Origin of the sequence: Pseudomonas mosselii (genome assembly GCF_003205295.1) — a bacterium.
Taxonomy (GTDB): domain Bacteria; phylum Pseudomonadota; class Gammaproteobacteria; order Pseudomonadales; family Pseudomonadaceae; genus Aquipseudomonas; species Aquipseudomonas mosselii_B.
In genome coordinates this window covers 28,265-54,869 of the sequence record NZ_QJRP01000003.1, presented here as the reverse complement: position 1 = coordinate 54,869, position 26,605 = coordinate 28,265, and the positions used below count along the sequence as shown (strand labels likewise).

Here is a 26,605-nt window from a genome sequence, read left to right as displayed (position 1 = left end):
CCAGCCCCCACGAGAACAGGATTGCCCATGTCCTTTGCTTCCCTCGGTCTCTCCGAGGCTCTTGTCCGCGCTATCGAGGCAGCGGGCTATACCCAGCCCACTCCGGTGCAACAGCGGGCCATTCCCGCCGTGTTGCAAGGTCGCGACCTGATGGTCGCCGCCCAGACAGGTACTGGTAAAACCGGCGGCTTCGCGCTCCCGATCCTCGAGCGCCTGTTCCCGGGCGGCCACCCCGACAAATCACAGCGCCACGGCCCGCGCCAACCACGCGTGCTGGTGCTGACGCCAACCCGCGAGCTGGCCGCCCAGGTGCATGACAGCTTCAAGGTCTATGCCCGCGACCTGAACTTCATCAGTGCCTGCATCTTCGGCGGCGTCGGCATGAACCCGCAGGTCCAGGCCATGGCCAAGGGCGTCGACGTCCTGGTCGCCTGCCCGGGTCGCCTGCTCGACCTGGCCGGCCAGGGCAGCGTCGACCTCTCGCGTGTCGAGATCCTGGTGCTGGACGAAGCCGACCGCATGCTCGACATGGGCTTCATCCACGACGTCAAGAAAGTGCTGGCACGCCTGCCAGCCAAGCGCCAGAACCTGCTGTTCTCGGCGACCTTCTCCAAGGACATCACCGACCTCGCCGACAAGCTGCTGCACAACCCCGAGCGCATCGAGGTCACGCCGCCGAACACCACCGTCGAGCGCATCGAGCAACGCGTCTACCGCCTGCCGGCCAGCCACAAGCGCGCCCTGCTGGCGCACCTGATCACCCTGGGTGCCTGGGAACAGGTACTGGTGTTCACCCGCACCAAGCACGGCGCCAACCGTCTGGCCGAGTACCTCGAGAAGCACGGCCTGACTGCCGCGGCGATCCACGGCAACAAGAGCCAGAACGCCCGCACCAAGGCCCTGGCCGACTTCAAGGCCAACACCGTGCGCGTGCTGGTCGCCACCGACATCGCCGCCCGTGGCCTGGACATCGACCAGCTGCCCCACGTGGTCAACTTCGAGCTGCCCAACGTCGAGGAAGACTACGTTCACCGCATCGGCCGCACCGGCCGTGCCGGTCGCTCGGGCGAGGCCATCTCGATGGTCGCCCCGGACGAAGAGAAGCTGCTCAAGAGCATCGAGCGCGTCACCAAGCAGAAGATCCCGGATGGCGACCTGATGGGCTTCGACTCCTCCCAGGTCGAGGCCGAGAAGCCGGAAGTCCGCGAGCGCCAGCAGAACACTGGCCGCGGTGGCCGCAACCAGCAACCTCGCGGCGAAGGCGGCAAGGAAGGCAGTGGCGGGCGCAAGGACAAGGGCAAGGACAAAGGCCGCAACAAGCCTGCGGGCGAGAAGCAGGCCGACAAGGAAAAGGCCGGCGAGAAGCAGCAGCAAGGTCAGCAGCAGCGCAAGCCGCGTGACAAGAAGCCACGCCAGCAGCAGGCCGCACAGGGCCAGAAGGCCATTCCGTCGGCCCCCGCCGATCGTGACCCGGAAGAGTTCCTGGACGACGATGTGGATAACTTCGGCAACCGCGCCGACTACGTCAGCCCTTACCAGAACGCCAAGAACCAGGGGCGCAACCGTCGCCCGGGCGGCAATGGCGGACAAGGTCAAGGGCAAGGTCAACGCAGCGGCGCTGGTCAGGCGCAAGGTCAAGGCCGTGGCAATGGCCAACAGCGCCAAGGCCAGGGCTCGGGTGAAAAACGCCCGCGCAACGGTGGTGGCAGCAATGGCGGCGCTCGTCGCGACAACAACGGTGGCCGTAACCGCCGTGACGAATCGGCTCGCCAGGAACCAGCCGTGCGCAACCCGCGTGAATCGCAAAGCGCACCGGTGATCATTCGCAAGGAATCCAAGCTCGACCGTTACCCGACGCCCGAGCAACTGGACGACCTGCCGAGCCGCCCACGGGGTGAGCGTCCGGCGCTGCTGACCCGCAAGGGCTGAGAGCGCAATCGCGGGTCAAGCCCGCGATAAGGACCGAATGAAGGCCAAACAAAAACGCCGCCCAGTGGGCGGCGTTTTTGTTTCCGGTGTAGCGAATTACTTCGCCTTCACACCTTCGACGCTGATATCCAGGTCCAGGGTCTGGGAGGTCGGGCCTGGGCCTTTGATCCCGAAGTCGTTCAGGTTCAGCGTGGTCTTGGCGTTGAAGCCGGCACGCTCGCCACCCCACGGGTCCTTGCCCTCGCCGTTGAACACAGCCTTGAAGGTGACCGGCTTGGTCACGCCGTGCAGGGTCAGGTCGCCGGTGACGTCGGCGGTCTTCTCACCGGTCGACTTGACGCTGGTGGAGACGAACTTGGCATCCGGGTACTTCTTCACATCGAGGAAGTCTTTGCTGGCGATATGCTTGTCACGCTCGGCATGGTTCGACCACAGGCTGGCGGTCTTCAGGTCGACGCTGATCTTGCTGGCCTCGGGCTTGGCGCTGTCCCAGGTGAAGTTGCCGTCGAAGTCCTTGAAGGTGCCGTGGATGAAGCTGTAGCCCAGGTGGCTGATTTTCCAGTCAACGAACGCGTGCTGGCCTTCCTTGTCGATCTTGTATTCGGCGGCCATGGCCTGGCCGGCGGAGATCAGGGCGGTACCGAGCGCCAGAGCGGCAAAAGTCTTTTTCAACATCCTTACTTCCTTCCTTTGCAATTGAGGTTGAGAGTCAAGCTTTGCGGCCCAGCATGCGGGTCAGGGTCGCGTCACGGTCGATGAAATGGTGCTTGAGTGCCGCCAGGGCATGCAGCACCGCGAAAATCACCAGGCCCCAGGCCAGCCAGAGGTGAATCACCCCGGCCGTATCGGCCTGGTCAGGCAGGTCGCTGATCAGTGCCGGGACCTCGAACAGGCCGAACACCGGAATGCCGACACCGTCGGCGGTGGAAATCAGGTAGCCGGCGATCATCACCGCGAACAGGCCCAGGTACAGCGCCAGGTGGCCCAGCGTGGCGGCCAGGCGGGTGACCTTGCCATGGTTGGCCGGCGCCGGCGGTGGCGGGCTGATGAAGCGCCAGAGCACGCGCAGCAGCATGGCGGCCAGCAACACCAGGCCGATGCTCTTGTGCAGGTCGGGCCCGGACTTGCGCCACGGGCTGTAGTAGTCGAGGCCGACCATCCACAGGCCCAGGCCGAACAGGCCGAAGACCGCCAGCGCCACACCCCAGTGCAGGACGATGCTGACCAGGCCATAGCGGGAAGATGAGTTGCGCAGTTGCATGTTGGCGTATTTCCCCGTGAAAGCTGTGCACAAGACTAGCGCGTAACGCATCGAATAAAAGCGTAAAAAATTGCTTCGGTTTATCTAAAAATCCGATATTTAGTCTGCAAGCTTCCTATTAAGGAAACATTAACGATAGTCGTTTGGATGTGTCGACGCCATCGCGGGGGCCCGCGATGGCGGTTATACCGAGATCAGCCGGCCTTGGCCTGGCTGTTGACCACCGGCTTCTTGGCCGGGTCCGACTTGGCGGTGGCCTTCTTCACAGGCGCCGGCTTGGCAGCGGGCTTGTGTGCCTGCTTGGCCGCAGGCTTGGCTTGAGCGGGCTTGGTGGCTGCCGGCTTCACCGGTTCCTCCTTGGCCACAGGTGCCGGCGCGGGGGCCGGTGCAGGTGCTGGAGCAACCTCCTCGGCCTTGGCAATCGGCGCGGCCTTGGCCTCGGGCTTGTCAGCACCACCGAACAGGCGCGAGAAGAAGCCCGGCTTGTCCTGCTTGGCCTCCTCGACCTTCACAGGCTCGGCCTTGGCCGGCGCCTTGTCGGAACCGCCACCGAACAGGTTGGAGAAGAACCCGCCCTTGTCCTTCGCCGCCACGGCGCCCGCCGCTCCGGCGGCGGCTGCGGCGGCAACCGGTGCGGCCTTGGCCGGGTCGAAGGACTTGCCCGCGGCCAGGTCCTGGACCTGGCCCGCGGCGCGCTGGCCGCTGCGCAGGGCGCCCTCCAGGGTGCCCGGGTAAAGTGCGTCGGTATGCTCGCCGGCAAAGGCGATGCGCTGGACCGGACGCTCCCACAGACGCCAGTACTTGCTGATCTGGCCCGGCCCATAGGCCAGGTAGGCGCCCCCCATGCCCGCATCGGTGCTGTAACGGCGCACTTCGTAGCCGGTGAAGGCGCCACGGGCCTGCGGGTAGAAGGCGTGCAGACGGATCAGTACCTGGTCGACCATCTGCTTGTCACCGAAGGCCTGCAGCAGGCGGGCGTTGTCGCCGGACAGGTTGATCACCACGTTGGCGCCGCCCTTGAGCGCCGGCTCGATCCACAGCATGCCCAGGCCGGTGTTGGAGAAAATCTCGCCGGACATGCGCGCACGGCTTTCCCATACCGGGCTCTTGAACTTGAGCATCAGCTGGTCGCGCCAGCCGTAGTTGGTACCCTTCAAGGCGGCCAGGTGCTGGTTGTCCAGGCCCGGGGTCATCTGGATCTTGGCCAGGGCCCGCAGCGGCACGGCCATGACCAGGTAATCGGCCTGGTAGCCCACGGCGCCGACCTTGACCGTCACCCCGTCCTTGTCCTGGACGATGGCGGTGACCGGCGAGCTGGTCTTGATGGTCTTGAGTTGCTTGACGAAGGCCTGGGCCAGCACCGGACTGCCGCCCGGCAGGCGAGCGGCGCGCAGGTCGCGGTCGCTGACGTTGCGGTAGACACGGCTCTGTTGGGCGAAATACAGCAGCGACAGGCGCGAAGGTTCGTCATAGCGGGTGCGGATCTGCTGGTTGACAAGCTGACGGGCGGTTGCCGGCAGTTGCAGCTTGTCCAGCCAGGTGGACACGTTCATCTGGTCGAGGGCGAACAGGGTGCTGTTGGCCGCCGGGTTCAGCGGGTCTTCGATGGAGCGGGCCAGGTCGTCGAGGGTCTTCTCATAGCGCTTGAGGGCCTCGGCGGTGGCCGGTTGCTTGGCAACCAGATCGGTCGCGCTGAAGTACTCGCCGTCGATCAGGTAGCCCGGGGTACGCACGAACTCCGGCGCCGCCAGGGTACCGACCTTGAACCGCTCCAGATACTGGTTGAGCACCGGCTGGGTCGTGCTGTTGCCGATCCACTCGCTGGTGGCCAGCCCCGAACGCCCGCCCATGCCCGACTTGGCCTCCAGCAGGGTGACCTGCCAGCCCTTGGCCTGCAGCTCGTAGGCTGCGGTCAGGCCTGCCAGGCCACCACCGACGACGATCGCCGTCTTGTCCTTGGCCAGCGCGGCACCGCTGGACACCCCGATCAATACCAACGCGCACAGGCGCACCCAAGCAGCAGCCATGATGGCGAACTCCGGTTAGAGAAGCGATAGAAGAGACGGGGAAGAATGCCCCGGGAGAGATGCGTTAAGAATACGTCACCTCTGCCCACCCTGCCACCGCAGTGACATCAAGTGCCTTTGGCAACTGGTATTTTTGTCAGTAGCCGTTTGTCGCAGGGGCTTGCAGGCTAGGCATGTACTCCAGAGGCATGTCGAGGAAACAGCAGTGATCTACACGGAAGACGTTGCCAGTTGGGTCGCCTCGCCACCCCTGCCAGAGATCAACTGGCGCACACCCTCCGGGCTGAGCATCGTCTCGAGCGGCGTCGCCTACAGCGCGCATTACCAGACAGACGAGGGGCGCATTGGCACCGAACTGATCGTCCGTGGCCAGTGCGATGTCGAGTTCATCTTCGGCCAGACGGTCGACTGCCTGCTGCTCGAGCTCGATATCGACATGCTCGACTGCGTATCGACTGCCTACTGGCTGACCTTGCGCGACCAGGAGTACATCGAGTTCACGCCAGGCCCCGGCCGGCCCGGGACCTTCTGGCACGACGTGCCTGGTCCGCTCGACCGCCTGACCCTCTCTACCCTGCCCCAGTGCACCGTACATGTGCGCCAACTTGAATGGCGCCCGGCCTGGCGTCATTGAGCGGTTGTCCTGCTCCCCGGCATTGCTTAGGCTTACGCGGTCAAACCGAGCCGTAACGCCAGGAGAAGTGCCCATGGGCCTCAACGATCAGTGGATGCAACGCGACCTCAAGGTCCTGTGGCACCCCTGCACCCAGATGAAAGACCACGAGCAGCTGCCGCTGATCCCGATCCGCCGCGGCGAGGGCGTATGGCTCGAGGACTTCGAGGGCAAGCGCTACCTGGACGCGGTCAGCTCCTGGTGGGTCAATGTGTTCGGCCATGCCAACCCGCGTATCAACCAGCGCATCAAGGACCAGGTCGACCAGCTCGAGCACGTGATCCTGGCTGGTTTCAGTCACCAGCCGGCGATCGAGCTGTCCGAGCGCCTGGTGGCCATGACCCCTGCCGGCCTGGACCGAGTGTTCTACGCCGACAACGGCTCTTCGTGCATCGAAGTGGCGCTGAAGATGAGCTACCACTACTGGCAGAACATCGGCAAACCGCAGAAAAAGCGCTTCGTCACCCTGACCAACAGCTACCACGGCGAAACCATCGCGGCGATGTCGGTGGGCGACGTGCCACTGTTCACCGAGACCTACAAGGCCCTGCTGCTGGACACCATCAAGGTGCCGAGCCCGGACTGCTACCTGCGCCCTGAAGGCATGGGCTGGGAGGAGCATTCGCGGAACATGTTCGCGGCCATGGAGCAGACCCTGGCCGAACACCACGCCAGCATCGCCGCGGTGATCGTCGAGCCGCTGATCCAGGGCGCCGGCGGCATGCGCATGTACCACCCGGTGTACCTCAAGCTGCTGCGCGAGGCCTGCGACCGCTATGAGGTGCACCTGATCCACGACGAGATCGCCGTGGGCTTCGGCCGCACCGGCACGATGTTCGCCTGCGAACAGGCCGGCATCCGTCCGGACTTCCTGTGCCTGTCCAAGGCCCTGACCGGCGGCTACCTGCCCCTGGCCGCCTGCCTGACCACCGACAAGGTGTACCAGGCCTTCTACGACGACTACCCGACCCTGCGCGCCTTCCTCCACTCGCACAGCTACACCGGCAACCCGTTGGCCTGCGCCGCGGCCCTGGCGACCCTGGACATCTTCGCGCAGGACAACATCATCGAGGCCAACAAAGCCCTGTCGGCGCGCATGGCCAGCGCCACCGCGCACCTGGCCGACCACGCCCATGTCGCCGAGATCCGCCAGACCGGCATGGCCCTGGCCATCGAGATGGTCCAGGACAAAGCCAGCAAGACCGCCTACCCCTGGCAGGAACGCCGCGGCCTGAAGGTCTACGAGCACGCCCTGAGCCGTGGCGCGCTGTTGCGCCCGCTGGGCAGCGTGGTGTACTTCCTGCCGCCCTACGTCGTCACCCCGGAGCAGATCGATTTCCTGGCCGAGGTGGCCAGCGAAGGGATCGACATCGCCACCCGTGACCGCGTCAGCGTGGCGGTGCCGGCCGATTTTCACCCCGATTTCCGCGATCCGGGCTAGGCCCAAGCCTTCACTCGCCCCCCTGTAGGAGCGGCCTTGTGCCGCGAAGGGGCTGCAGAGCAGCCCCGGCAATCTCTGCTGCGAAGCTGAAGGCCTGGGGCCTCTTTGCGGCCCTTTCGCGGCACAAGGCCGCTCCTACAGGGGACGATGTCCCCATCAGATTCCGAGTAGAACCATGAGACTCTCCCGCTTCTTCATCGACGCCCCGCTTGGCCTCGGCGAGCACGAGCTCCCCGAAGCCCAGGCCCACTACATCGGCCGCGTGCTGCGCATGGCCGCCGGTGACGCCGTGCAGCTGTTCGACGGCAGCGGCCAGGAATACCTCGGCCAACTGCTCGAGGTGGGCAAGAAAAGCGTGCGCGTCAGCCTCGACCAGGCCCTCCCCGGCCAGGCCGACTCGCCGCTGCACATCCACCTCGGCCAGGGCCTGTCCCGCGGCGAGCGCATGGACTGGGCGATCCAGAAGGCCACCGAACTGGGCGCCAACGAAATCACCCCGATCGTCAGCGAACGCTGCGAAGTGCGTCTGAAGGACGAGCGCGCCGACAAGCGCCTGGCCCACTGGCGCCAGGTGGCGATCAGCGCCTGCGAGCAATGCGGCCGCTCGACCCTGCCGGTCATCCACCCGCCGGTCACCCTGACCGAATGGCTCAAGGGCACCGAGGCCGACCTCAAGCTGGTGCTGCACCCGGTGGCCGAACCGCTGACCAGCCATGAGAAACCAGCGAAGCTGGCCTTCCTGATCGGCCCCGAGGGCGGTCTGAGCGAGGCGGAAGTCGAGCAGGCCAAGGCCTGCGACTACCACGCCGCCCGCCTCGGCCCACGGGTACTACGCACCGAGACAGCGCCCGTGGTGGCGCTGTCAGTGGCGCAGCAGTTGTGGGGCGACTTCTAGCGCACGTAGTAAAACACCGCGACGAAGTGCATCAGGCTGCCGGCGATGACGAACAGGTGCCAGATGCCATGCCAGTGGCGGAACCGGCTGTCGAAGGCGAAGAAGATGATGCCGACGGTGTAGAAAATACCGCCGGCCGCCAGCCAGGCGAAGCCGGCACCGCCCAGGCTGTGCAGCAGAGGCTTGACCGCCACCAGCACGATCCAGCCCATCAGCGCATAGATGACGATCGACAGGATCCGCGCCTCCGAGCGCGGCTTGATCTCCTGCAGCATGCCGACCAACGCCAACCCCCAAACCACGCCGAACAGGCTCCAGCCCCACGGCCCGCGCAGGCTGACCAGGCAAAAGGGTGTGTAGCTGCCAGCGATCAGCAGGTAGATCGACAGGTGGTCGAGCTTGCGCATGATCAGCTTCGCCCGCCCGCGGGTGCTGTGGTAGAGGGTGGAGATGCTGTAGAGCAGCAGCAGGGTGAAGCCGTAGATGGAGAAACTGACGATCTTCCAGGGATCGCCCTGCAAGCCCGCCACGACGATCAGCCAGATCGCGCCAATACAGGCCAGGATCGCGCCGACCAGATGGGTCCAAGCGTTGAAACGTTCACCGTAGTACATGCAAGCAAAGACCTCGCTACGCCGGTCGGGTTCCTCCCCCACCTTATCGTGGGAGCGGGCTTGCCCCGCGATAGGGCCCACCCAGAGACCATCCTAGCCGGCTACAGGTTGCAGTTGCGCGTCACGCACCAATCTTTCCAACCCCGCCAGGTCAGGCACCCGCGCCACCTGTTCACCCACCTGCACCGCCGCCAGTTCCAGCCCCGCCAACGGCACATCGACATAATTCAGCTGGCTGTCGAGCTTGCACGAGCGCGGGATCCCCTGCAGCAGCAACGCGAGGTAACGCAGCCCGGTATCCCCCAGGGCGTTGAGCACCACCACCCGCGCCCGCTCGCCGCAGGGGGTCTGCCCGCCGCAGGCCGCCTCGAAGCCGATCAACGGCAACCGTTGCTGGCGCCAGTTCACCCAGCCCAGATGCCAGGCCGGCTCCCCTGGCTCACAGGCGATGACACGGTGGCCGATCAGTTCGGCCACCGCCACGTTGGGCAACACCAAGGTACGATCGCCCAGGGGCAGCAGCAACCCAGTCAGGCTGCTGCGCTGGCCGGCAATATGTTCAAGCATGGGGTCGGCTCCAGTGGGCGATGCTCTGCAGCAGCACCGATTCCTGGTACGGCTTGCCGAGGTATTCATTGACGCCGATGGCCATGGCCCGGTCGCGGTGCTTCTGGCCGGTACGCGAGGTGATCATGATGATCGGCAGCTGGCTCAGGCGCTCATCGCGGCGGATCCGCGTGGCCACTTCGAAGCCATCCATGCGCGGCATCTCGATATCCAGCAACAGCACATCCGGACGGTGCTCCTCAAGCAGCGCCATGGCATCGACGCCGTCCTTGGCCGTCAGCACGCTCATGCCGTGACGCTCGAGCAGGCGGCTGGTGACCTTGCGCACGGTCACCGAGTCGTCCACCACCATCACCAGCAATGGCCGCCGAGGCACCGGGCCAGTCAGCGCATGCGCCCCCTCGACCACGCCCGGCAGGCGCGCCAGGCGCCGTTGCTGGCCGCGCAACTGGCCGAGCAGGTCGAGAATCAGCACCACCCGCCCGTCCCCCAGCAGGGTGGCGCCAGACAGCCCCGGCACCGCGGCGAACTGCGGGCCGAGGCTCTTGACCACGATCTCGCGGCTGGGCGACAGGCCGTCGACCTGGATGGCGAACGACTGCTCATGGGAATGGGTGAGCAGCACCGGCAGCGGCACGCTTTGGCCCAGCAACCCGGGCAGGCCGCCGCCCTGCAGCAGGTCGCCGAGGTAACGCAGCGCGTAGTCGTGTCCGGCATAGCTGTAGCGGGGAGGATCGAGCCGGTAGCAGGCCTCCAGCTCCGCCGGCGGCACGCGCACGATGCCCTCGATGGTGTTCAGCGGGATGGCGTACTGCTCCTCCTCCACGTGCACCATCAGCGCCCGGTTCACCGACACGGTGAACGGCAGGCGGATCAGAAAACGCGCGCCCTTGCCGGGGCTGGACTCGATGCTCATCGAGCCGCCCAGTTGCTTGACCTCTTCGTGGACCACATCCATGCCCAGGCCGCGCCCGGAGATCTGGGTGATCTTCTCGGCCGTGGAGAACCCGGGGCGCAGGATGAACTGCAGGATCTCGTGATCGCTCAGGCGCGCCTGCGGATCGAGCAGGCCGCGCTTGATCGCCTTGTTGCGTACCGCCTCCAGCGGCACTCCGGCACCGTCGTCGCTCATCTCGATGACGATGTCGGCGCCTTCGTGCAGCAGGTTCAGGTGAATGGTGCCCTGCTCCGGCTTGCCGGCCGCCAGGCGCGCCTCGCGGGCCTCCAGGCCATGGTCGACGGCGTTGCGCAGCATGTGCTCCAGGGGTGCGACCATGCGTTCGAGCACGCTGCGGTCGAGCTCGCCCTCGGCATTGCCAACCACCAGCTCGACCTGCTTGCCCAGCTCGCTGGCCACCTGCCGCACCACCCGCTGCAGACGCGGCACAAGGCGCTCGAAGGGCACCATCAGGGTGGCGGTCAGGCCCTCCTGCAACTGGCTGTTGACCCGCGCCTGCTGCTGCAGGAGGCTGTAGGCCTCCTGGGCCCGCTGCAGCAGGGTCTCCTTGAGGTCAAGCAGGTCCGAGGTGGACTCGAACAGCGCCCGCGACAATTGCTGCAACTGGGAATGGCGGTCCATCTCCAGCGGGTCGAAATCGTCATAGGCGTCACCCTCGAACTGGTGACGGCTGGAAATTCGCCCCTGGGTCTCGATGTCCAGGCGCAACAGCTGGTCGCGCATGCGCTCCAGCGTGGTCTCCATCTCGTTGAGGGCGAACTGCGCATCGTTGACCTGCTGCTCGATGCGCCCACGGATGACCGAGTGCTCACCGGCCAGGTTGCCGAGGTCGTCGAGCAGTTCGGCATCGACCTTGACCATATCGCCCGCCCGCTCGGGGGCGGCGGCCGGGGCCTCGACGGCGGCCGGCTCGGCCTGGGGCTGGCCGGCCACGCTGTCGGTCAGGGCGGCGCTGGAGAAGTTGCGGATGTAGTCGATCAGCGCCGTGGCCGCATGCAGCGGCTCGCCCAGGCGCGCCGCGTCGAGCATATGTGCCAGGCGGTCATGGCAGTTCTGCAGCAGGCTGAACAAGGCCGGCGTCGGCGGCAGGCGCCCGGCGGCCAGCAGCTCGTAAAGGAATTCCAGTTCGTGGGCAAGGTCGCCGATGGCGGCGATCTCGACCATGCGCGCGCCGCCCTTGAGCGTGTGCAGGTCGCGCAGCAGGTTCTCCACCTCGACCGTGTTGCGCGGGTCGGCCTGCCAACGCGCCAGGGATTCGGCGGCGCTCTCGAGGATATCGGAGCTCTCTTCGAGGAAAACGTCCAGCAGCTCCTTGTCGCCCTCGGCTTCTTCGTTGTCATCCTGCGGCTCGGAGGCGACAGGAGGCGGGGCGCTGTGGCGGAACTCACGCAATTCGCCCAGCAACGTCACCGCCGACAGCGGTGCCTGGCCCTCGCGCAGGCTTTTCAACATCCCGGCCAGGGCGTCATGGCTGCGCCGGAGCAGCTCGAACAGCGCCGGGCTGGCACCCAGCCGGCGGTCCACCAGGCCTTCATAGAGCAGCGCCAGCTCCTGGGCCAGCACCTCGACAGCGCCGATCGCCGCCATCTGCGCCCCACCCTTGAGGGTCAGCACATCATGCTGCAACGCCGACAGCGGTGACAGGCTGTCCGGATCAGCCTTCCATTGCCGCAAGGCGTGGTCGGCACCGTCAAGAATATCCCCAGCTTCTTCGAGGAACAGCTCGACCACCGCCGGGTCCGGCAACTCGCCGGGCGCTGTCAGCACCGTCACGCCGTTCGCCCCGACCAGCCCCAGGGCGGCAGGGTCGAGCGCATCGTCGAGCAAGCCATGCAGGGTCGCCAGGCATTCGGGCCGGGGGCTCGGGTCCTGGCCGGCGGCAATCTCGTCGAACAGGTCGAAAAGCACCTCGTGGGCTTGCCGGGCAACGGCGAAGAAGCGCGGCGTTACCGCCAGGCTACCCTCCTCCACCGCCCCATACAGGTCCAGCAGCCCTTCGCAGACCTCATCGACCTGCCACAGTTCGGCTTGGTGCGCGCCGTGACCCAGGGTGGTCATTTCCTCGAGCAGCAGGTGCAGTTCGTGATGCTGCGCGGGATCGCCCTGCCAGTTGGCGAGCCGCGCCTCGGCATCGAGCAGGATATCCATGCCCATGGTCAGGAAGGTGGCCGTCAGTTGCGGGTCGCGTCGGGTCCGGCGCGGCGGGTGCGGCTCGGCCTGGAGCAGGGCCAGCCGGGCGTCGACCGTCTGCCCGACCTGCTCGATCAGCCCGACGGCCCCGGGGATGGGCGCCAACGGTGTGCTGCCCAGCTGGGCCAGGCCAAGGTGGAACAGTGCACGCGCCGCCTCCAGCAGTTCGATCTCGGCCACTTGCAGGGGTAGCTGGTGCCCCTTGTATTCGCGCACCAGGCGGTCGAGGGCGGTAGCCAGTTCCGCCACCGGCATCACGCCGGCCATGGCGGCGCTGCCCTTGAGGGTGTGCAGGGCACGTTGCAGGCTGTCGCTGACCGCGCTGCCCCGGCCGTCGACCGCCTGCAGGAAGCCATCGAGCCCGGCCAGGTGGCCCTGGGCCTCGTTGCGGAAGATCTCCAGCAATTGCGGATCGAGCCCATCGATGCTGGCGCTGACCGGCGTGTCATTGAGCGCCAGCGCATGCAGGTGCCCGGCCAGCTGTTCGATCTCGGCCGTGGGCGGCAACTGGCTGGCGGCGAAGTCGGCCAGCAGGTCGGGCAGGCGCACGAACACCTGCTGCAGGGCCACCAGACCTTCGGCGCTGAGCACGATGCGCCCCTCCAGCACCCGATTAAGCAGGTGCTCGGCGCCCCAGGCCAGCTCGGCCACGGCTTCGGCATGGACCATTCGCCCGCTGCCCTTGAGCGTGTGCAGGGCCCGGCGCACCTCGATCAACGCCTCGCGCAGACCGTTGTCGGCGCGCCAGCGCAGCCATTGGCGCTCGATCTCAGGCAGCAGCTCGCCAGCCTCTTCGAGGAACACCTCGCGCAACTCATCGTCGATACCGTCCAGCGCCTGCTCACCGCCTGCGGCTGATGTGTCGCGGGCGCACTGCACGCCCAGCGCGGCCAGGCTGGCGTGGGCCATGTCGATGAAGCGCTGGGCGTCGGCCAGCGGATCGGCCACCCGCCATTGCAGCCAGGCCTCGCCGGCACTCAGGGCATCGGCCAGGTGCGCCAGTTCGTCCGCTTGCGGCTCATCCTCCAGATGCACCAGCCAGCCTTGCACATAGCCCGCACAACCGGCGAACACCTCGGCGGCGGCCGGCAGCATCAGCATCGCCAGCGCTCCACGTACCTGCTGCAACAAGCCGGGCAGGGCCTGCAGGCGCTGGCGCGACCAGTCGGACTCCAGGCAATCGCCGATCAGGTCCTTGGCCTGCTGCAGCACATTGAGCGATTCGTTGAGCACCAGCTGGCGGATTTCGGCCAGGTCCGAGCCGGGCAGGCTGCCGGGGTTGGTTTCCTCCAGCGGGCCAACCATGCCGTTGAGGGTGGCCTCGACATACAGCAGTGCCCCGGCGACGTCCATCAGCAGCGCCTCGTCCACGGCTCCGTCCTTCTCGACCAGTGCCTGCAGCGCCAGCACCTGGTCGATGATCACCCGCCGCGGCTGCTGGAAGCCCAGCACCGCCAGGGTGTCAGCCACATGTCGCAAGGGCGGCAGCAGCGTCTCCAGCGGCTCGTGTGGCGAGCGTTCGCCACCGACGAAAGGGTCGAGGCGGTCCTTGATGCGCATCAGGTCGTCGCACAGGGCCATCACCACCGAGCGCAACGCATCGCGCCCGGGGCCGGCCTGCATGTGCTCGCGCCAGTTGCCCAGCGACAGGTCGAGGTTGGCCAGGTCCGCCGCACCGGCCAGCCGTTGCCCCAGGTCGCCCAGCAGGCTGCCCTGGGCCAGGGGTTCGGCGCCACGGCAGACCCGCAACTGGTTGAGCAGCGGCATGACCACCAGCGGCAGGTCGTGGCGCGCGCCACGCAGACGATCCAGGTACGGCGGCAATTGCTCGAGCCCGCGGAACAGCGCGCCCAGGCAATCGCCGCGAGGGCTCACCTGGCCGTCGGCCATGGCCCGCCCGAGCAGCTCCAGCTCCTCGGCCAGGCGCATCGCGCCCGGCAGCGCGAGCATGTGCAGGCAGCCGTGGACCTGGTGCAGGTTGTCGACGAAGAACGCCAGCATCGACAGGTCGCCCGGCTCCGCCGAGAAGCGCTCCAGGGCCTGGCGCGCCTGGCCCAGGCAATCGAGAATCGGCGCCTTGGTCCAGGCCAGGGCCACCGTGTCGTGGCGCTCGCCGGGGGTGTTCAGGTTCGCCTCGCTCACGAGCGCTCCACCGGCTTGGGCAGGGTGAAGCCGGACACTGAACGGCGCATCTCGCTGGCCATGCGCGCCAGGTGGCGGATGCTGTCGGCGGTGGCGCCGGAGCCGGCGGAGGTCTGCGCGGTGATCTGCTGGATGACCGCCATGGTGTGGGAAATCTGCCCGGCCGAGGAAGTCTGCAACTGGGCGGCGTCGGAGATGCTGTGGATAAGTTCGGCCATCGTCTGCGAGACGCCCTCGATTTCCGCCAGGGCCACCCCGGCGTCCTGGGCCAGGCGCGCGCCGCGCACCACTTCGGCGGTGGTCTGCTCCATTGAGATCACCGCCTCGTTGGTGTCGACCTGGATGGTCCGTACCAGCGCCTCGATCTGTCGGGTCGCCGATGAGGATCGCTCAGCCAGACGCTGCACCTCGTCAGCGACCACGGCGAAGCCGCGACCGGCCTCGCCGGCCAGCGAGGCCTGGATCGCCGCGTTGAGGGCGAGGATGTTGGTCTGGTCGGCAATATCGTCGATCAGGCTGACGATGTCGCCGATCTCCTGGGAAGACTCGCCAAGGCGCTTGATCCTCTTGGCGGTGTCCTGGATCTGCTCGCGGATGTTGTCCATGCCGTGGATGGTGTTGTGCACCACCTCGTTGCCCTTGTTGGCGATGGCCACCGAACGCTCGGCCACCTTGGCCGATTCGTAGGCGTGGGCCGAGACCCGGTCGATCGACTCGACCATGTCGCCCACCGCCTCGGAGGCCTCGCTGATCTGCTCGGCCTGGTGCTCGGAGGCCTTGGCCAGCTGGCGAGCGGTGTTCTGGGTGTCCTGCACGGCGGCGGCGACCTGCTCGGCGCTATGGTTGATGGTGGCCACCAGGTCGCGCAGTTGGTCGACCGAGTAGTTGATCGAGTCGGCGATGGCGCCGGTGAAGTCTTCGGTGACCGACACGGTGACAGTCAGGTCGCCGTCGGCCAGCTCCTCGATCTCGTCGAGCAGGCGCATGATCGCCTGCTGGTTGCGTTCGTTCTTCTCGGCGGTCTCGCGCAACTGGCGGTGGGTGGCGCGCACCATCACCAGGCCGATGAGGATGATCGAGGCCAGCGCCAGCAGGCCGAGCACGTAGCCGCCGACGGTGTCCAGGGTGCGCCCGCCGGCCAGGTTCTCGAAGCCGTTGGCCAGGTGCGAGGCCTCGTCGAGCAGGGTCTGCGACAGGCTGAAGATGTTGCCGGCGGCCTCGCGCACGCGAAACAGCTCGGGCGAGGTCTCGAGGATCTCGTCCACCGAGCCCGAGACGAACTGGAACAGCTCGGCGATCTCGGCCAGCCGCGCCCGGGCATCGGCGTCCTCGACCCGGGTGACCTGGATCGACGGGTTGCCGGCGAGCATGCCTTCGAGCACCTGGCCGAAGCGGCTGGCGTCGCGACCGAAGGCGTCGGCGGCCTGCACCGAGGTTTCGTCGCCGGCGAGCACGGTATTGACCGAGCCTAGTATGCGTTCGGCCAGCAGCAGCTGACGCTGGGCCACGGCCACCTGATTGGCCGGCGCGCCACTCTGCAGCAGGATCTCCACCACCTTCTCGTATTCGACCTGCAGTTGCGGCACGGTCTCGGCCAGGGTGGCCGCGACCTGGTGCAGCGACAGCACGGTCTGTTCGCTGGCGAGGATGGTGTCGGTGTTCTTGCGCAGGTTCTCCCAGTCCTGGCGCACCGCGTCCATCTCGTCGCGCACCGTCACTGGCGCGGCGGGCAGGCCGGTGGTCTTGTCGCCCTCGCGCAGGTAGCTCCAGCGCCGCTCGAAGTCGTTGCGCGCGTCGCTGAGCAGCTTGAACGCCAGCGCCTTGCCCGCCGCCGCCTCGGTGGCGTTCTTGGCGATGCGCTGGGACAGCACGCGCAGCTCGCCGGCATGGCCGATGTACTGCTTGTCGTGGTTGGCCTGGGTATTGAGGTAGGCGAAGTTGGCGAACAACAGGACGATCGACAGGATCAGCACCACGAACAGCACGGTGATCTGCGCGGTGCTGCGCGGGCGCTGGGCCACGGCGGCGGGTGAAACGCCGGCGGTGGCTACGGAAGGTCCTGGCTTGTTCACGTCGAAAATCCTCTACAACGCCACATCGAGAAAACCCGGGGCCTGGGCCAGGGCGAACGGGCTGAAGATCGCCCAGTTGCGTTCACGGGGGAAATGGCCCTGCACGAAGGGCGCGGCCGCGCGGATCAATGGCTGCGGCGGCGACAGCTCGAGGCTGCTCAGGGCGAAGTGCTGCAGGCCTACCACCTCGTCCACCAGCAGCCCGGCGAACAGCTCCTCGTGGTCCAGCACCAGCACCCGCCGTTGCTTGCCCGCCGCCGCCGGGCCGAGGCCGAAGAACGCGCACAGGTCCATCACCGGCAACAGCCGCCCGCGCAGGTTGGCCACCCCGCGAACCCACGGCTGCACGCCTGGCACCCGGCTACTGCGAGGCTCGCGCAGCACCTCGGCGACCTCGCCCATGGGCGCGACGAACCACTGCCCGGCGATGCGAAAGCCGATGCCGCTCCACTGCTGCAGGCGGGTGTCCTGCGGTGGCTGGTCGGCCACCAGCAGGCGGCAGCGCCGGTCGATGTCCAGCAGAAGCTCGAAAGCGGTCAGCGACGCGCCCTGGGGGCGGGAGGTCAAGCGCCGAGCACTTCTTGCAGCTTGCGGATCAGTGCGTCCTCTTCCACAGGTTTGGTAAGAAAGTCGCGGGCGCCCTGACGCAGGGCCCAGATGCGATCGGTATCCTGATCCTTGGTGGTCACCACGATCACCGGGATGTGACGGGTCTCGTCATCCTTGCTCAACTGGCGGGTGGCCTGGAAACCATTCATGCCTTGCATGACGATGTCCATCAGCACGGCATCGGGTTTTTCCTGACGGGCCAAGGCCACGCCGTCGGCGCCATTGTCGGCCTTGAGCACCTGGTGGCCGTGATTTTCGAGCCATTCGGTCAATCGATACATCTCTGTCGGCGAATCATCGACAATCAGAATTCGGGCCATGCTGTTTCCCCATCAGGAAATAGAGACGCCGTCCGGTGAAGGCGGCGTCAGGGTGCGTTTGGGTCCTGCGCGGCGAAACCGGGCACGCTGGCACGGATCGCGTCGAGCAGTTCTTCCTTGCTGAACGGTTTGGTCAGGAACTGGTCGGAGCCGACCACCCGGCCGCGGGCCTTGTCGAACAAGCCATCACGGGAAGAGAGCAGGATCACCGGGGTGTCCTTGAATGCGTTGTTGTGCTTGATGATGGCGCAGGTCTGGTAACCGTCAAGGCGCGGCATCAGCACATCGACGAAGATGATTCGGGGCTTGTGGTCGACGATCTTGGCCAGGGCGTCGAAGCCGTCGCTGGCGGTGATCACCTCGCAGCCTGCCTCGCCGAGCAACATCTGCGCGGTGCGGCGGATCGTGCGGGAGTCGTCGATCACCATCACCTTCAGGGGTTGTTCCATAGTCGCACTACCATCGCTGCCGGGGCCGAAATCCTGGGGCCGCTTCGCGCCCCATCGCGACACAAGGCCGCTCCCACCTGTCCATGCGTTGCGCTGAGCAGCCATCCGACGCCGAACCCTGTGGGAGCGGCCTTGTGTCGCGATGGGCTGCGCAGCAGCCCCAGCTCTTGGAGGTACGGCCAGGCTGGAGGCCAACACAGACCACTTGTCCGGCCTTTTTAGCACACTCCCGAAGGCCATTCCATCCGCCCGCCCCTTGACCGTGGGCGCGCCCGGCGCCACCCTGAGCCACTTTTCTTTCGTGCCATCGCGGCCACCCGCCGCCAAGAGGAACTACCCCATGAGCGTTCGCCTCGGGATTGTCATGGACCCCATCGCGTCCATCTCCTACAAAAAGGACAGCTCGCTGGCCATGCTGCTGGCTGCCCAGGCCCGCGGCTGGAGCCTGTTCTACATGGAACAACGCGACCTGTACCAGGCCCAGGGCAAGGCCCGCGCGCGCATGCGTCCGCTCAGGGTGTTCGCCGACCCGGCCCGCTGGTTCGAGCTGGACGAGGAGCAGGACAGCCCCCTGGCCGAGCTGGACGTGATCCTGATGCGCAAGGACCCGCCCTTCGACATGGAGTTCGTCTACAGCACCTACCTGCTGGAACAGGCCGAGGCCGAAGGCGTGCTGGTGGTCAACCGCCCGCAAAGCCTGCGCGACTGCAACGAGAAACTGTTCGCCACGCTGTTCCCGCAGTGCACGCCGCCGACCCTGGTCAGCCGCCGCCCGGACATCATCCGCGCCTTCGCCGCCGAACATGGCGACGTGATCCTCAAGCCGCTGGACGGCATGGGTGGCACCTCGATCTTCCGTCACCGGGCCGGTGACCCCAACCTGTCGGTGATCCTCGAGACCCTGACCGCGCTCGGCGCCCAGCAGATCATGGCCCAGGCCTACCTGCCGGCGATCAAGGACGGCGACAAGCGCATCCTGATGATCGACGGCGAGCCGGTGGATTACTGCCTGGCGCGCATCCCGGCCAGTGGCGAGACCCGCGGCAACCTGGCCGCCGGCGGACGCGGCGAAGCCCGGCCGTTGAGCGAGCGCGACCGCTGGATCGCCGCCCAGGTCGGCCCGACCCTGCGCGAGAAGGGCCTGCTGTTCGTCGGCCTGGACGTGATCGGCGACTACCTCACCGAGATCAACGTCACCAGCCCGACCTGCATCCGCGAGATCGACGCGGCCTACAACACCGACATCGGCGGCCGCTTGATGGACGCCATTGATCGCCAGTTGCAGGCGCGCTGACCGCCGACACGCGGCAAACCCGCGGAGTGGGGTATGATGCCGGTCCTTTTTCGCTGACCTGCGCCCTGTTTCGCGGTTGCTGGATACCTGATGACGCTGCCCGCCGACATCCCCGCCGACCTGCTGCCACCCCGCGTTCGCCCGGTGGACCGCCTCGGCTTCACCCTGTTCCTGGCCGCCCTGGTGCACCTGGCGCTGATCCTCGGCGTGGGTTTCACCGTGGTCAAACCGGCTGATATCCGCCACACCATGGACATCACCCTGGCCACCTTCAAGAGCGAGAAAGCGCCCGAGAAGGCCGACTTCCAGGCCCAGGACAACCAGCAGGGCAGCGGCACCCTGGAGAAGAAGGCGGTGCCCAAGACCACCGAGGTCGCGCCGTTCCAGGACAGCAAGATCAACAAGATCACCCCGCCGCCGGCGGCGAAACCGCAAACCCCGCCCGCACCGGCGAAGTCCGTGGTCGCCACCCAAGCGCCGAAAACCCAGAAGGTCGAGCCCAGGCCGAAGGAAAGCAAGCCGCAGCCCAAGCCCGAGGCCAAGGTGCCGGACTTCGACAGCTCGCAGCTGTCCAGCCAGATCGCCAGCCTCGAGGCCGAGCTGTCCCATGAGCAGCAGCTGTATGCCAAGCGCCCGCGCATCCATCGTCTGAACGCCGCCTCGACCCTGCGCGACAAGGGCGCCTGGTACAAGGAAGAGTGGCGCAAGAAGGTCGAGCGCATCGGCAACCTCAACTACCCCGAAGAGGCCCGGCGCCAGCAAATGTACGGCAGCTTGCGGATGATGGTATCGATCAACCGCGACGGCTCGCTGTACGAGGTGCTGGTACTGGAGTCCTCTGGCCAGCCAGTGCTGGACCAGGCGGCCCAGCGCATCGTGCGTCTGGCGGCGCCGTTCGCGCCGTTCACCGGCGACCTGGCGGAATTCGACCGTCTGGAGATCATCCGCACCTGGCGCTTTGCCCGGGGTGACCGGCTGTCGAGCAACTGATCGGGACTGCAGAGCACCTTGTCAGCCTCGCCACCTGGCGCCACACTAGCGGTCATGAAGACCCTCGCCCCCAGCTACCTCAAGCACCAGTTCCTGATCGCCATGCCGCACATGGCCGATCCGAACTTTGCCCAGACCCTCACCTACATCGTCGAGCACAATGCCCACGGCGCCATGGGCCTGGTGGTCAACCGCCCGCAGGAGCTGAACCTGGCCGACATCCTCGAGCAGTTGCGCCCGGACGACGAGCCGCCGGCCAGCACTGTGCACATCCCGATCTACCAGGGTGGCCCGGTGCAGACCGACCGCGGTTTCGTGCTGCATAGCAACGACCGCAGCTACCAGGCCACGGTCGAGCTGGAGGGCCTGTCGCTGTCCACCTCCCAAGACGTGCTGTTCGCCATCGCCGCCGGCGACGGTCCGCGCAAGAGCCTGATCACCCTGGGCTACGCGGGCTGGGAAGCCGGCCAGCTTGAGGCGGAGCTGGCCGACAACGCCTGGCTCAACTGCCCGTTCGACCCCGAGATCATCTTCGGCCTGGCCAGCGACCAGCGCCTGGGCGCCGCTGCCGCCAGCCTGGGGATCAACCTCAGCCTGCTGACCAGCCAGGCGGGCCACGCCTGATGGCCGAACTGCGCCTGCTGCTGGGCTTCGACTACGGCACCCGGCAGATCGGCGTCGCCGTCGGCCAGGTGATCACCGGCCAGGCCCGCGAACTGTGCACGCTCAAGGCGCAGAACGGCGTGCCGGACTGGAACCAGGTCGAGAAGCTGATCAAGGAATGGAAACCCGACGCCATCGTCGTCGGCCTGCCGCTGAACATGGACGGCACGCCCAGCGAGATGAGCGAGCGCGCCGAGAAATTCGCCCGGCGCCTGCACGGTCGCTACAACCTGCCGGTGCACACCCACGACGAACGCCTGACCACCTTCGAGGCCAAGGGCGAGCAGATGGCCCGAAGCGGGCGCCACGGCAGCTACCGCGACAACCCGGTCGACGCCATCGCCGCCGCCCTGCTGCTGCAAGGCTGGCTGGAGGCCAACACTTAAATCCGCTTTGCCGCCGGCTGGAGCCGGCGCCCGCCTTCCGAGGAGCACGCAATGAGCCTACCCAATCCCGCCGATCTGATCCGGCAGATGGCCGTCGACCTTCGCGCCCACCTGGCCCGCCGCGGCATCAGCGAGCCGCGTTTCATCGGCATCCGCACCGGCGGCGTGTGGGTGGCCCAGGCCCTGCAGGCCGAGCTGGGCGACCAGGGCCCGCTGGGCACCCTGGATGTGTCCTTCTACCGCGACGACTTCAGCCAGAACGGCCTGCACCCGCAGGTGCGCCCGTCCGAGCTGCCGTTCGAGATCGAAGGCCAGCATCTGGTGCTGGTGGACGACGTGCTGATGAGCGGGCGCACCATCCGCGCCGCCCTCAACGAGTTGTTCGACTATGGCCGTCCAGCCAGCGTGACCCTGGCCTGCCTGCTCGACCTGGATGCCGGCGAATTGCCGATCCGCCCGAATGTGCTTGGCGCCACCCTGTCCCTGGCGGCCCATGAACGGGTAAAATTGACCGGACCCACGCCGCTCGCCCTCGAGCGCCAGGACCTCGCTCCCGCTTCCGCCCTTTAAGAGTCCCCCGCGATGACGCCATTCGACGCCAAGCGCCCGCTGCAGCTCAATGACCAGGGCCAGCTGCGCCACTTCCTCTCGCTCGACGGTTTGCCCCGCGAACTGCTCACCGAGATCCTCGACACCGCCGACTCGTTCCTCGAAGTCGGCGCCCGGGCCGTGAAGAAAGTCCCGTTGCTGCGCGGCAAGACCGTGTGCAACGTGTTCTTCGAGAACTCCACCCGCACCCGCACCACCTTCGAACTGGCCGCCCAGCGCCTGTCGGCCGACGTGATCAGCCTGAACGTATCGACTTCCTCGACCAGCAAGGGCGAGACCCTGTTCGACACCCTGCGCAACCTGGAGGCCATGGCCGCCGACATGTTTGTCGTGCGCCACTCCGATTCCGGCGCCGCCCACTTCATCGCCGAGCATGTGTGCCCGGACGTGGCAGTGATCAACGGCGGTGACGGCCGCCACGCCCACCCGACCCAGGGCATGCTCGACATGCTCACCATTCGTCGGCACAAGGGCGGTTTCGAAAACCTCTCCGTGGCCATCGTCGGCGACATCCTGCACTCGCGGGTGGCCCGCTCGGACATGCTCGCGCTCAAGGCGCTGGGCTGCCCGGACATCCGCGTGATCGGCCCGAAGACGCTGATCCCGATCGGCATCGAGCAATATGGCGTGAAGGTCTACACCGACCTCGCCGAAGGCCTGAAGGACGTCGACGTGGTGATCATGCTGCGCCTGCAGCGCGAGCGCATGGCCGGCGGCCTGCTGCCCAGCGAGGGCGAGTTCTACCGCCTGTTCGGCCTGACCACCGCGCGCCTGGCCGGGGCCAAGCCGGATGCCATCGTCATGCACCCGGGCCCGATCAACCGCGGTGTCGAGATTGAATCGGCGGTGGCCGACGGCCAGCACTCGGTGATCCTCAACCAGGTCACCTACGGCATCGCCGTGCGCATGGCCGTGCTGTCCATGGCCATGAGCGGACAGAACGCGCAACGTCAATTCGACCAGGAGAACGCCCAGTGACCATCAGCATTATCGGCGCCCGGGTCATCGATCCTGCCAGCGGCCTTGACCGCGTCACCGACCTGCACCTGGACGGCGGTCGTATTGCCGCCATCGGCGCGGCGCCGGCCGGCTTCAGCGCCAGCCGCACGATCCAGGCCGACGGCCTGGTGGCAGCCCCTGGCCTGGTCGACCTCGGCGTATCCCTGCGCGAGCCGGGCTACAGCCGCAAGGGCAACATCGCCAGCGAAACCCGCGCCGCTGTAGCCGGCGGTGTCACCAGCCTGTGCTGCCCGCCGCAGACCAAGCCGGTGCTGGACACTTCGGCGGTCGCCGAACTGATCCTCGACCGCGCCCGCGAAGCCGCCAACAGCAAGGTCTACCCGATCGGCGCCCTGACCAAGGGCCTGGAAGGCGAGCAACTGGCCGAGCTGGTGGCCCTGCGCGACACCGGTTGCGTGGCCTTCGGCAATGGCCTTAAGGAAATCCCCAACAACCGCACCCTGGCCCGTGCCCTGGAGTACGCGGCGACCTTCGACCTGACCGTGGTGTTCCACTCCCAGGACCGCGACCTGGCCCAGGGCGGCCTGGCCCACGAAGGCCCGATGGCCAGCTTCCTCGGCCTTCCGGGCATCCCGGAAACCGCCGAGACCGTGGCCCTGGCGCGCAACCTGCTGCTGGTCGAGCAGAGCGGCGTACGCGCCCACTTCAGCCAGATCACCAGCGCCCGCGGCGCCCGGCTGATCGCCCAGGCCCAGCAGTTGGGGCTGCCGGTCACCGCCGATGTGGCGCTGTACCAGCTGATCCTCACCGACGAGGCGCTGCGCGACTTCTCCAGCCTGTACCACGTGCAGCCACCGCTGCGCAGCGCCGCCGACCGCGACGGCCTGCGCGAGGCGGTGAAGTCCGGGGTGATCCAGGCGATTTCCAGCCACCACCAGCCCCACGAGCGTGATGCCAAGCTGGCGCCGTTCGGTGCCACCGAGCCGGGTATCAGCAGCGTCGAACTGCTGCTGCCGCTGGCCATGACCCTGGTCGAGGACGGCCTGCTCGACCTGCCGACCCTGCTGGCACGCCTGAGCAGCGGCCCGGCCGCGGCCATGCGCCTGCCGGCCGGCGAGCTGAAGGTGGGCGGCGCGGCGGACCTGGTGCTGTTCGATCCGAAAGCGTCCACTGTTGCAGGCGAGCAGTGGTTCTCCCGCGGCGCGAACTGCCCGTTCATCGGCCACTGCCTGCCGGGCGCGGTGCGTTATACCTTGGTCGACGGGCACGTCTGCCACGAAGCCTGATAGACCGCACCGCCCCCTTCGCGGGTAAACCCGCTCCCACAGGGCTATCGAAGCGCCTGTGGGAGCGGGTTTACCCGCGAATGCCCCAACATGAATGCGCCTGCCCTGCGCCAACCACTCATCCCCCAAGGTTGAAATCCTTCCCCCCTCCCCCCATATGAGTCTGCATCAGGCATTTTCGCCCCGCTGCGTGGAGACTCTCCCTTGACTACCATCGTTTCTGTCCGCCGTAACGGCAAAGTCGTCATGGGCGGCGACGGCCAGGTTTCCCTCGGCAACACCGTGATGAAAGGCAACGCCAAGAAGGTCCGTCGCCTGTACAACGGCCAGGTCATCGCCGGCTTCGCCGGTGCCACCGCCGATGCCTTCACCCTGTTCGAGCGCTTCGAAGCCCAGCTGCAGAAACACTCCGGCCACCTGGTGCGTGCCGCCGTCGAGCTGGCCAAGGAATGGCGCACCGACCGCTCGCTCAGCCGTCTGGAAGCCATGCTGGCCGTGGCCAACAAGGACGCCTCCCTGATCATCACCGGCAACGGTGACGTGGTCGAGCCCGAGGACGGCCTGATCGCCATGGGCTCCGGTGGCGGCTACGCCCAGGCCGCAGCCCGCGCACTGCTGAACAAGACCGACCTGTCGGCCCGTGAAATCACCGAGGCCGCCCTGAACATCGCCGGCGACATCTGCGTGTTCACCAACCACAACCTGACCATCGAGGAGCAGGACCTGGCCGAGTGAATCAGTTGTTTTGGCGTCCCGCTCGCAGCGGGACTTTTCCACACTGATCACTCTGCTTGAGGACCACATTCATCATGTCCATGACCCCCCGCGAAATCGTTCACGAACTCAACCGCCACATCATCGGCCAGGACGACGCTAAGCGCGCCGTCGCCATTGCCCTGCGCAACCGCTGGCGGCGCATGCAGCTCCCCGCCGAGCTGCGTGCCGAAGTGACCCCCAAGAACATCCTGATGATCGGCCCCACCGGCGTCGGCAAGACCGAGATCGCCCGCCGCCTGGCCAAGTTGGCCAATGCGCCGTTCATCAAGGTCGAAGCGACCAAGTTCACCGAAGTGGGCTACGTTGGCCGTGATGTCGAGTCGATCATCCGCGATCTGGCCGACGCCGCCCTGAAGATGCTGCGCGAGCAGGAAATCGTCCGCGTGCGCCACCGCGCCGAGGATGCCGCCGAAGATCGCATTCTCGACGCCCTGCTACCGCAGGCGCGGGTCAGCAGCTTCAGCGAGGAAGCCCAGCAGTCCAGCAGCGACTCCAACACCCGCCAGCTGTTCCGCAAGCGCCTGCGCGAAGGCCAGCTGGACGACAAGGAAATCGAGATCGAAGTCGCCGAGAACATGGGCGTCGAGATCGCCGCGCCGCCCGGCATGGAAGAGATGACCAACCAGTTGCAGAGCCTGTTCGCCAACATGGGCAAGGGCAAGCGCAAGAGCCGCAAGTTGAAGGTCAAGGACGCCCTGAAGATGGTCCGCGACGAGGAAGCGGGCCGCCTGGTCAACGAGGAAGAGCTCAAGGGCAAGGCCCTGGAAGCGGTCGAGCAGCACGGCATCGTGTTCATCGACGAGATCGACAAGGTGGCCAAGCGTGGCAATGTCGGCGGCGCCGATGTCTCCCGTGAAGGCGTGCAGCGCGACCTGCTGCCGCTGATCGAGGGCTGCACCGTCAACACCAAGCTGGGCATGGTCAAGACCGACCACATCCTGTTCATCGCTTCCGGCGCCTTCCACCTGAGCAAGCCGAGCGACCTGGTGCCCGAGCTGCAGGGCCGCCTGCCGATCCGGGTGGAACTCAAGGCACTGACCCCGGAAGACTTCGAGCGCATCCTCAAGGAGCCGCACGCCTCGCTGACCGAGCAATACAGCGCCCTGCTCAAGACCGAAGGCCTGAACATCGAGTTCGCCGCCGACGGCATCAAACGCCTGGCTGAAATCGCCTACCAGGTCAACGAGAAGACCGAGAACATCGGTGCCCGCCGCCTGCACACGCTGCTTGAGCGCCTGCTCGAAGAGGTGTCGTTCAGCGCTGGCGACCTGGCCAGCACCCACGACGAGACGCCGATCCACATCGACGCCGCCTATGTGAACAGCCACCTGGGTGAGCTGGCGCAGAACGAAGACCTGTCGCGTTACATCCTGTAAGACCGCTGGGGGCCGCTGCGCGGCCCATTCGCGACACAAGGCCGCTCCTACAGGGGGACTGCATTCTCCCTGTAGGAGCGGCCTTGTGTCGCGAATGGGCTGCGCAGCAGCCCCCTT

At 66.8% G+C, this 26,605-nt stretch carries 23 protein-coding genes; 13 read left to right on the top strand and 10 right to left on the bottom strand.

Annotated elements, in window-relative coordinates; translation table 11 throughout:
- Positions 1-27 precede the first annotated feature (27 nt).
- Positions 28-1,929 carry a DEAD/DEAH box helicase gene (locus tag DMX06_RS03810; protein ID WP_110734752.1) on the top strand — a complete coding sequence of 634 codons (1,902 nt, stop codon included), beginning with the start codon at positions 28-30 and terminating at the stop codon, positions 1,927-1,929.
- A 96-nt stretch (positions 1,930-2,025) separates the two neighbouring features.
- On the opposite strand, the gene DMX06_RS03805 is transcribed toward DMX06_RS03810, so the two are convergent.
- The 3 genes from DMX06_RS03805 to DMX06_RS03795 all read right to left on the bottom strand — a co-directional run bounded on the left by DMX06_RS03805 (position 2,026) and on the right by DMX06_RS03795 (position 5,217).
- Entirely contained in the window at positions 2,026-2,604 is a 579-nt protein-coding gene (locus DMX06_RS03805; protein WP_110734750.1) for a YceI family protein, read from the bottom strand.
- Between the two features lie 34 nt (positions 2,605-2,638).
- Positions 2,639-3,190, bottom strand: a complete 552-nt coding sequence (locus DMX06_RS03800) for a cytochrome b (protein WP_110734748.1) — start codon at positions 3,188-3,190, stop codon at positions 2,639-2,641.
- 194 nt (positions 3,191-3,384) lie between these two features.
- Positions 3,385-5,217 (bottom strand): flavin monoamine oxidase family protein, encoded by a 1,833-nt coding sequence (locus DMX06_RS03795; protein WP_110734746.1) that lies wholly within the window; start codon positions 5,215-5,217, stop codon positions 3,385-3,387.
- 205 nt (positions 5,218-5,422) lie between these two features.
- Here DMX06_RS03795 and DMX06_RS03790 point away from each other — a divergent pair, with 205 nt between their 5' ends.
- The 3 genes from DMX06_RS03790 to DMX06_RS03780 all read left to right on the top strand — a co-directional run bounded on the left by DMX06_RS03790 (position 5,423) and on the right by DMX06_RS03780 (position 8,226).
- On the top strand, positions 5,423-5,851 hold the full coding sequence (locus DMX06_RS03790; RefSeq protein ID WP_110734744.1) for a hypothetical protein: 429 nt from the start codon (positions 5,423-5,425) through the stop codon (positions 5,849-5,851).
- 73 nt (positions 5,852-5,924) lie between these two features.
- Positions 5,925-7,331, top strand: a complete 1,407-nt coding sequence (locus DMX06_RS03785; RefSeq protein ID WP_110734742.1) for an adenosylmethionine--8-amino-7-oxononanoate transaminase — start codon at positions 5,925-5,927, stop codon at positions 7,329-7,331.
- A 175-nt stretch (positions 7,332-7,506) separates the two neighbouring features.
- Positions 7,507-8,226: a 16S rRNA (uracil(1498)-N(3))-methyltransferase gene (locus tag DMX06_RS03780; protein WP_110734740.1), complete on the top strand. Its 720-nt coding sequence runs from the start codon at positions 7,507-7,509 to the stop codon at positions 8,224-8,226.
- Here DMX06_RS03780 and trhA read toward each other — a convergent pair.
- The 7 genes from trhA to pilG all read right to left on the bottom strand — a co-directional run bounded on the left by trhA (position 8,223) and on the right by pilG (position 18,147).
- Complete coding sequence (trhA, locus tag DMX06_RS03775; protein WP_110734738.1) at positions 8,223-8,840, bottom strand: PAQR family membrane homeostasis protein TrhA; 618 nt, start codon at positions 8,838-8,840, stop codon at positions 8,223-8,225. The two genes, DMX06_RS03780 and trhA, sit on opposite strands and share 4 nt — an antisense overlap.
- Positions 8,841-8,933: 93 nt before the next feature.
- Complete coding sequence (locus DMX06_RS03770; protein WP_110734735.1) at positions 8,934-9,407, bottom strand: chemotaxis protein CheW; 474 nt, start codon at positions 9,405-9,407, stop codon at positions 8,934-8,936.
- Positions 9,400-14,697, bottom strand: a complete 5,298-nt coding sequence (locus DMX06_RS03765; protein WP_258378801.1) for a hybrid sensor histidine kinase/response regulator — start codon at positions 14,695-14,697, stop codon at positions 9,400-9,402. Before DMX06_RS03765 ends, DMX06_RS03770 begins: the two co-directional genes overlap by 8 nt.
- The gene (locus DMX06_RS03760) at positions 14,694-16,718 is read right to left on the bottom strand and encodes a methyl-accepting chemotaxis protein (RefSeq protein ID WP_110735169.1); all 2,025 of its coding nucleotides are present in this window, start codon (positions 16,716-16,718) and stop codon (positions 14,694-14,696) included. Before DMX06_RS03760 ends, DMX06_RS03765 begins: the two co-directional genes overlap by 4 nt.
- A 63-nt stretch (positions 16,719-16,781) precedes the next feature.
- A complete protein-coding gene (locus DMX06_RS03755; RefSeq protein ID WP_110734733.1) occupies positions 16,782-17,336 on the bottom strand; it encodes a chemotaxis protein CheW in 555 nt (184 codons plus the stop codon).
- Positions 17,333-17,698: a twitching motility response regulator PilH gene (pilH, locus tag DMX06_RS03750; RefSeq protein WP_110734731.1), complete on the bottom strand. Its 366-nt coding sequence runs from the start codon at positions 17,696-17,698 to the stop codon at positions 17,333-17,335. Before pilH ends, DMX06_RS03755 begins: the two co-directional genes overlap by 4 nt.
- A 47-nt stretch (positions 17,699-17,745) precedes the next feature.
- Positions 17,746-18,147 carry a twitching motility response regulator PilG gene (gene pilG / locus DMX06_RS03745; RefSeq protein WP_110734729.1) on the bottom strand — a complete coding sequence of 134 codons (402 nt, stop codon included), beginning with the start codon at positions 18,145-18,147 and terminating at the stop codon, positions 17,746-17,748.
- Between the two features lie 340 nt (positions 18,148-18,487).
- On the opposite strand from pilG, the gene gshB reads away from it, so the two are divergent.
- From gshB to hslU, 9 genes are all read left to right on the top strand, one after another.
- Positions 18,488-19,441, top strand: a complete 954-nt coding sequence (gshB, locus tag DMX06_RS03740) for a glutathione synthase (protein ID WP_110734727.1) — start codon at positions 18,488-18,490, stop codon at positions 19,439-19,441.
- A 90-nt stretch (positions 19,442-19,531) separates the two neighbouring features.
- Entirely contained in the window at positions 19,532-20,431 is a 900-nt protein-coding gene (locus DMX06_RS03735) for an energy transducer TonB (RefSeq protein ID WP_110734725.1), read from the top strand.
- A gap of 54 nt (positions 20,432-20,485) precedes the next feature.
- Positions 20,486-21,055 carry a YqgE/AlgH family protein gene (locus tag DMX06_RS03730; protein WP_110734723.1) on the top strand — a complete coding sequence of 190 codons (570 nt, stop codon included), beginning with the start codon at positions 20,486-20,488 and terminating at the stop codon, positions 21,053-21,055.
- On the top strand, positions 21,055-21,480 hold the full coding sequence (gene ruvX / locus DMX06_RS03725; RefSeq protein WP_110734721.1) for a Holliday junction resolvase RuvX: 426 nt from the start codon (positions 21,055-21,057) through the stop codon (positions 21,478-21,480). Before DMX06_RS03730 ends, ruvX begins: the two co-directional genes overlap by 1 nt.
- 51 nt (positions 21,481-21,531) lie before the next feature.
- Entirely contained in the window at positions 21,532-22,050 is a 519-nt protein-coding gene (gene pyrR / locus DMX06_RS03720) for a bifunctional pyr operon transcriptional regulator/uracil phosphoribosyltransferase PyrR (RefSeq protein WP_050707247.1), read from the top strand.
- Between the two features lie 12 nt (positions 22,051-22,062).
- The gene (locus DMX06_RS03715; RefSeq protein WP_050707248.1) at positions 22,063-23,067 is read left to right on the top strand and encodes an aspartate carbamoyltransferase catalytic subunit; all 1,005 of its coding nucleotides are present in this window, start codon (positions 22,063-22,065) and stop codon (positions 23,065-23,067) included.
- Entirely contained in the window at positions 23,064-24,335 is a 1,272-nt protein-coding gene (locus DMX06_RS03710; RefSeq protein WP_110734719.1) for a dihydroorotase, read from the top strand. Before DMX06_RS03715 ends, DMX06_RS03710 begins: the two co-directional genes overlap by 4 nt.
- Positions 24,336-24,539: 204 nt before the next feature.
- Entirely contained in the window at positions 24,540-25,070 is a 531-nt protein-coding gene (gene hslV, locus DMX06_RS03705; RefSeq protein ID WP_011536056.1) for an ATP-dependent protease subunit HslV, read from the top strand.
- 74 nt (positions 25,071-25,144) lie between these two features.
- On the top strand, positions 25,145-26,488 hold the full coding sequence (hslU, locus tag DMX06_RS03700) for an ATP-dependent protease ATPase subunit HslU (RefSeq protein ID WP_110734717.1): 1,344 nt from the start codon (positions 25,145-25,147) through the stop codon (positions 26,486-26,488).
- The last annotated feature ends 117 nt before the right edge of the window (positions 26,489-26,605 follow it).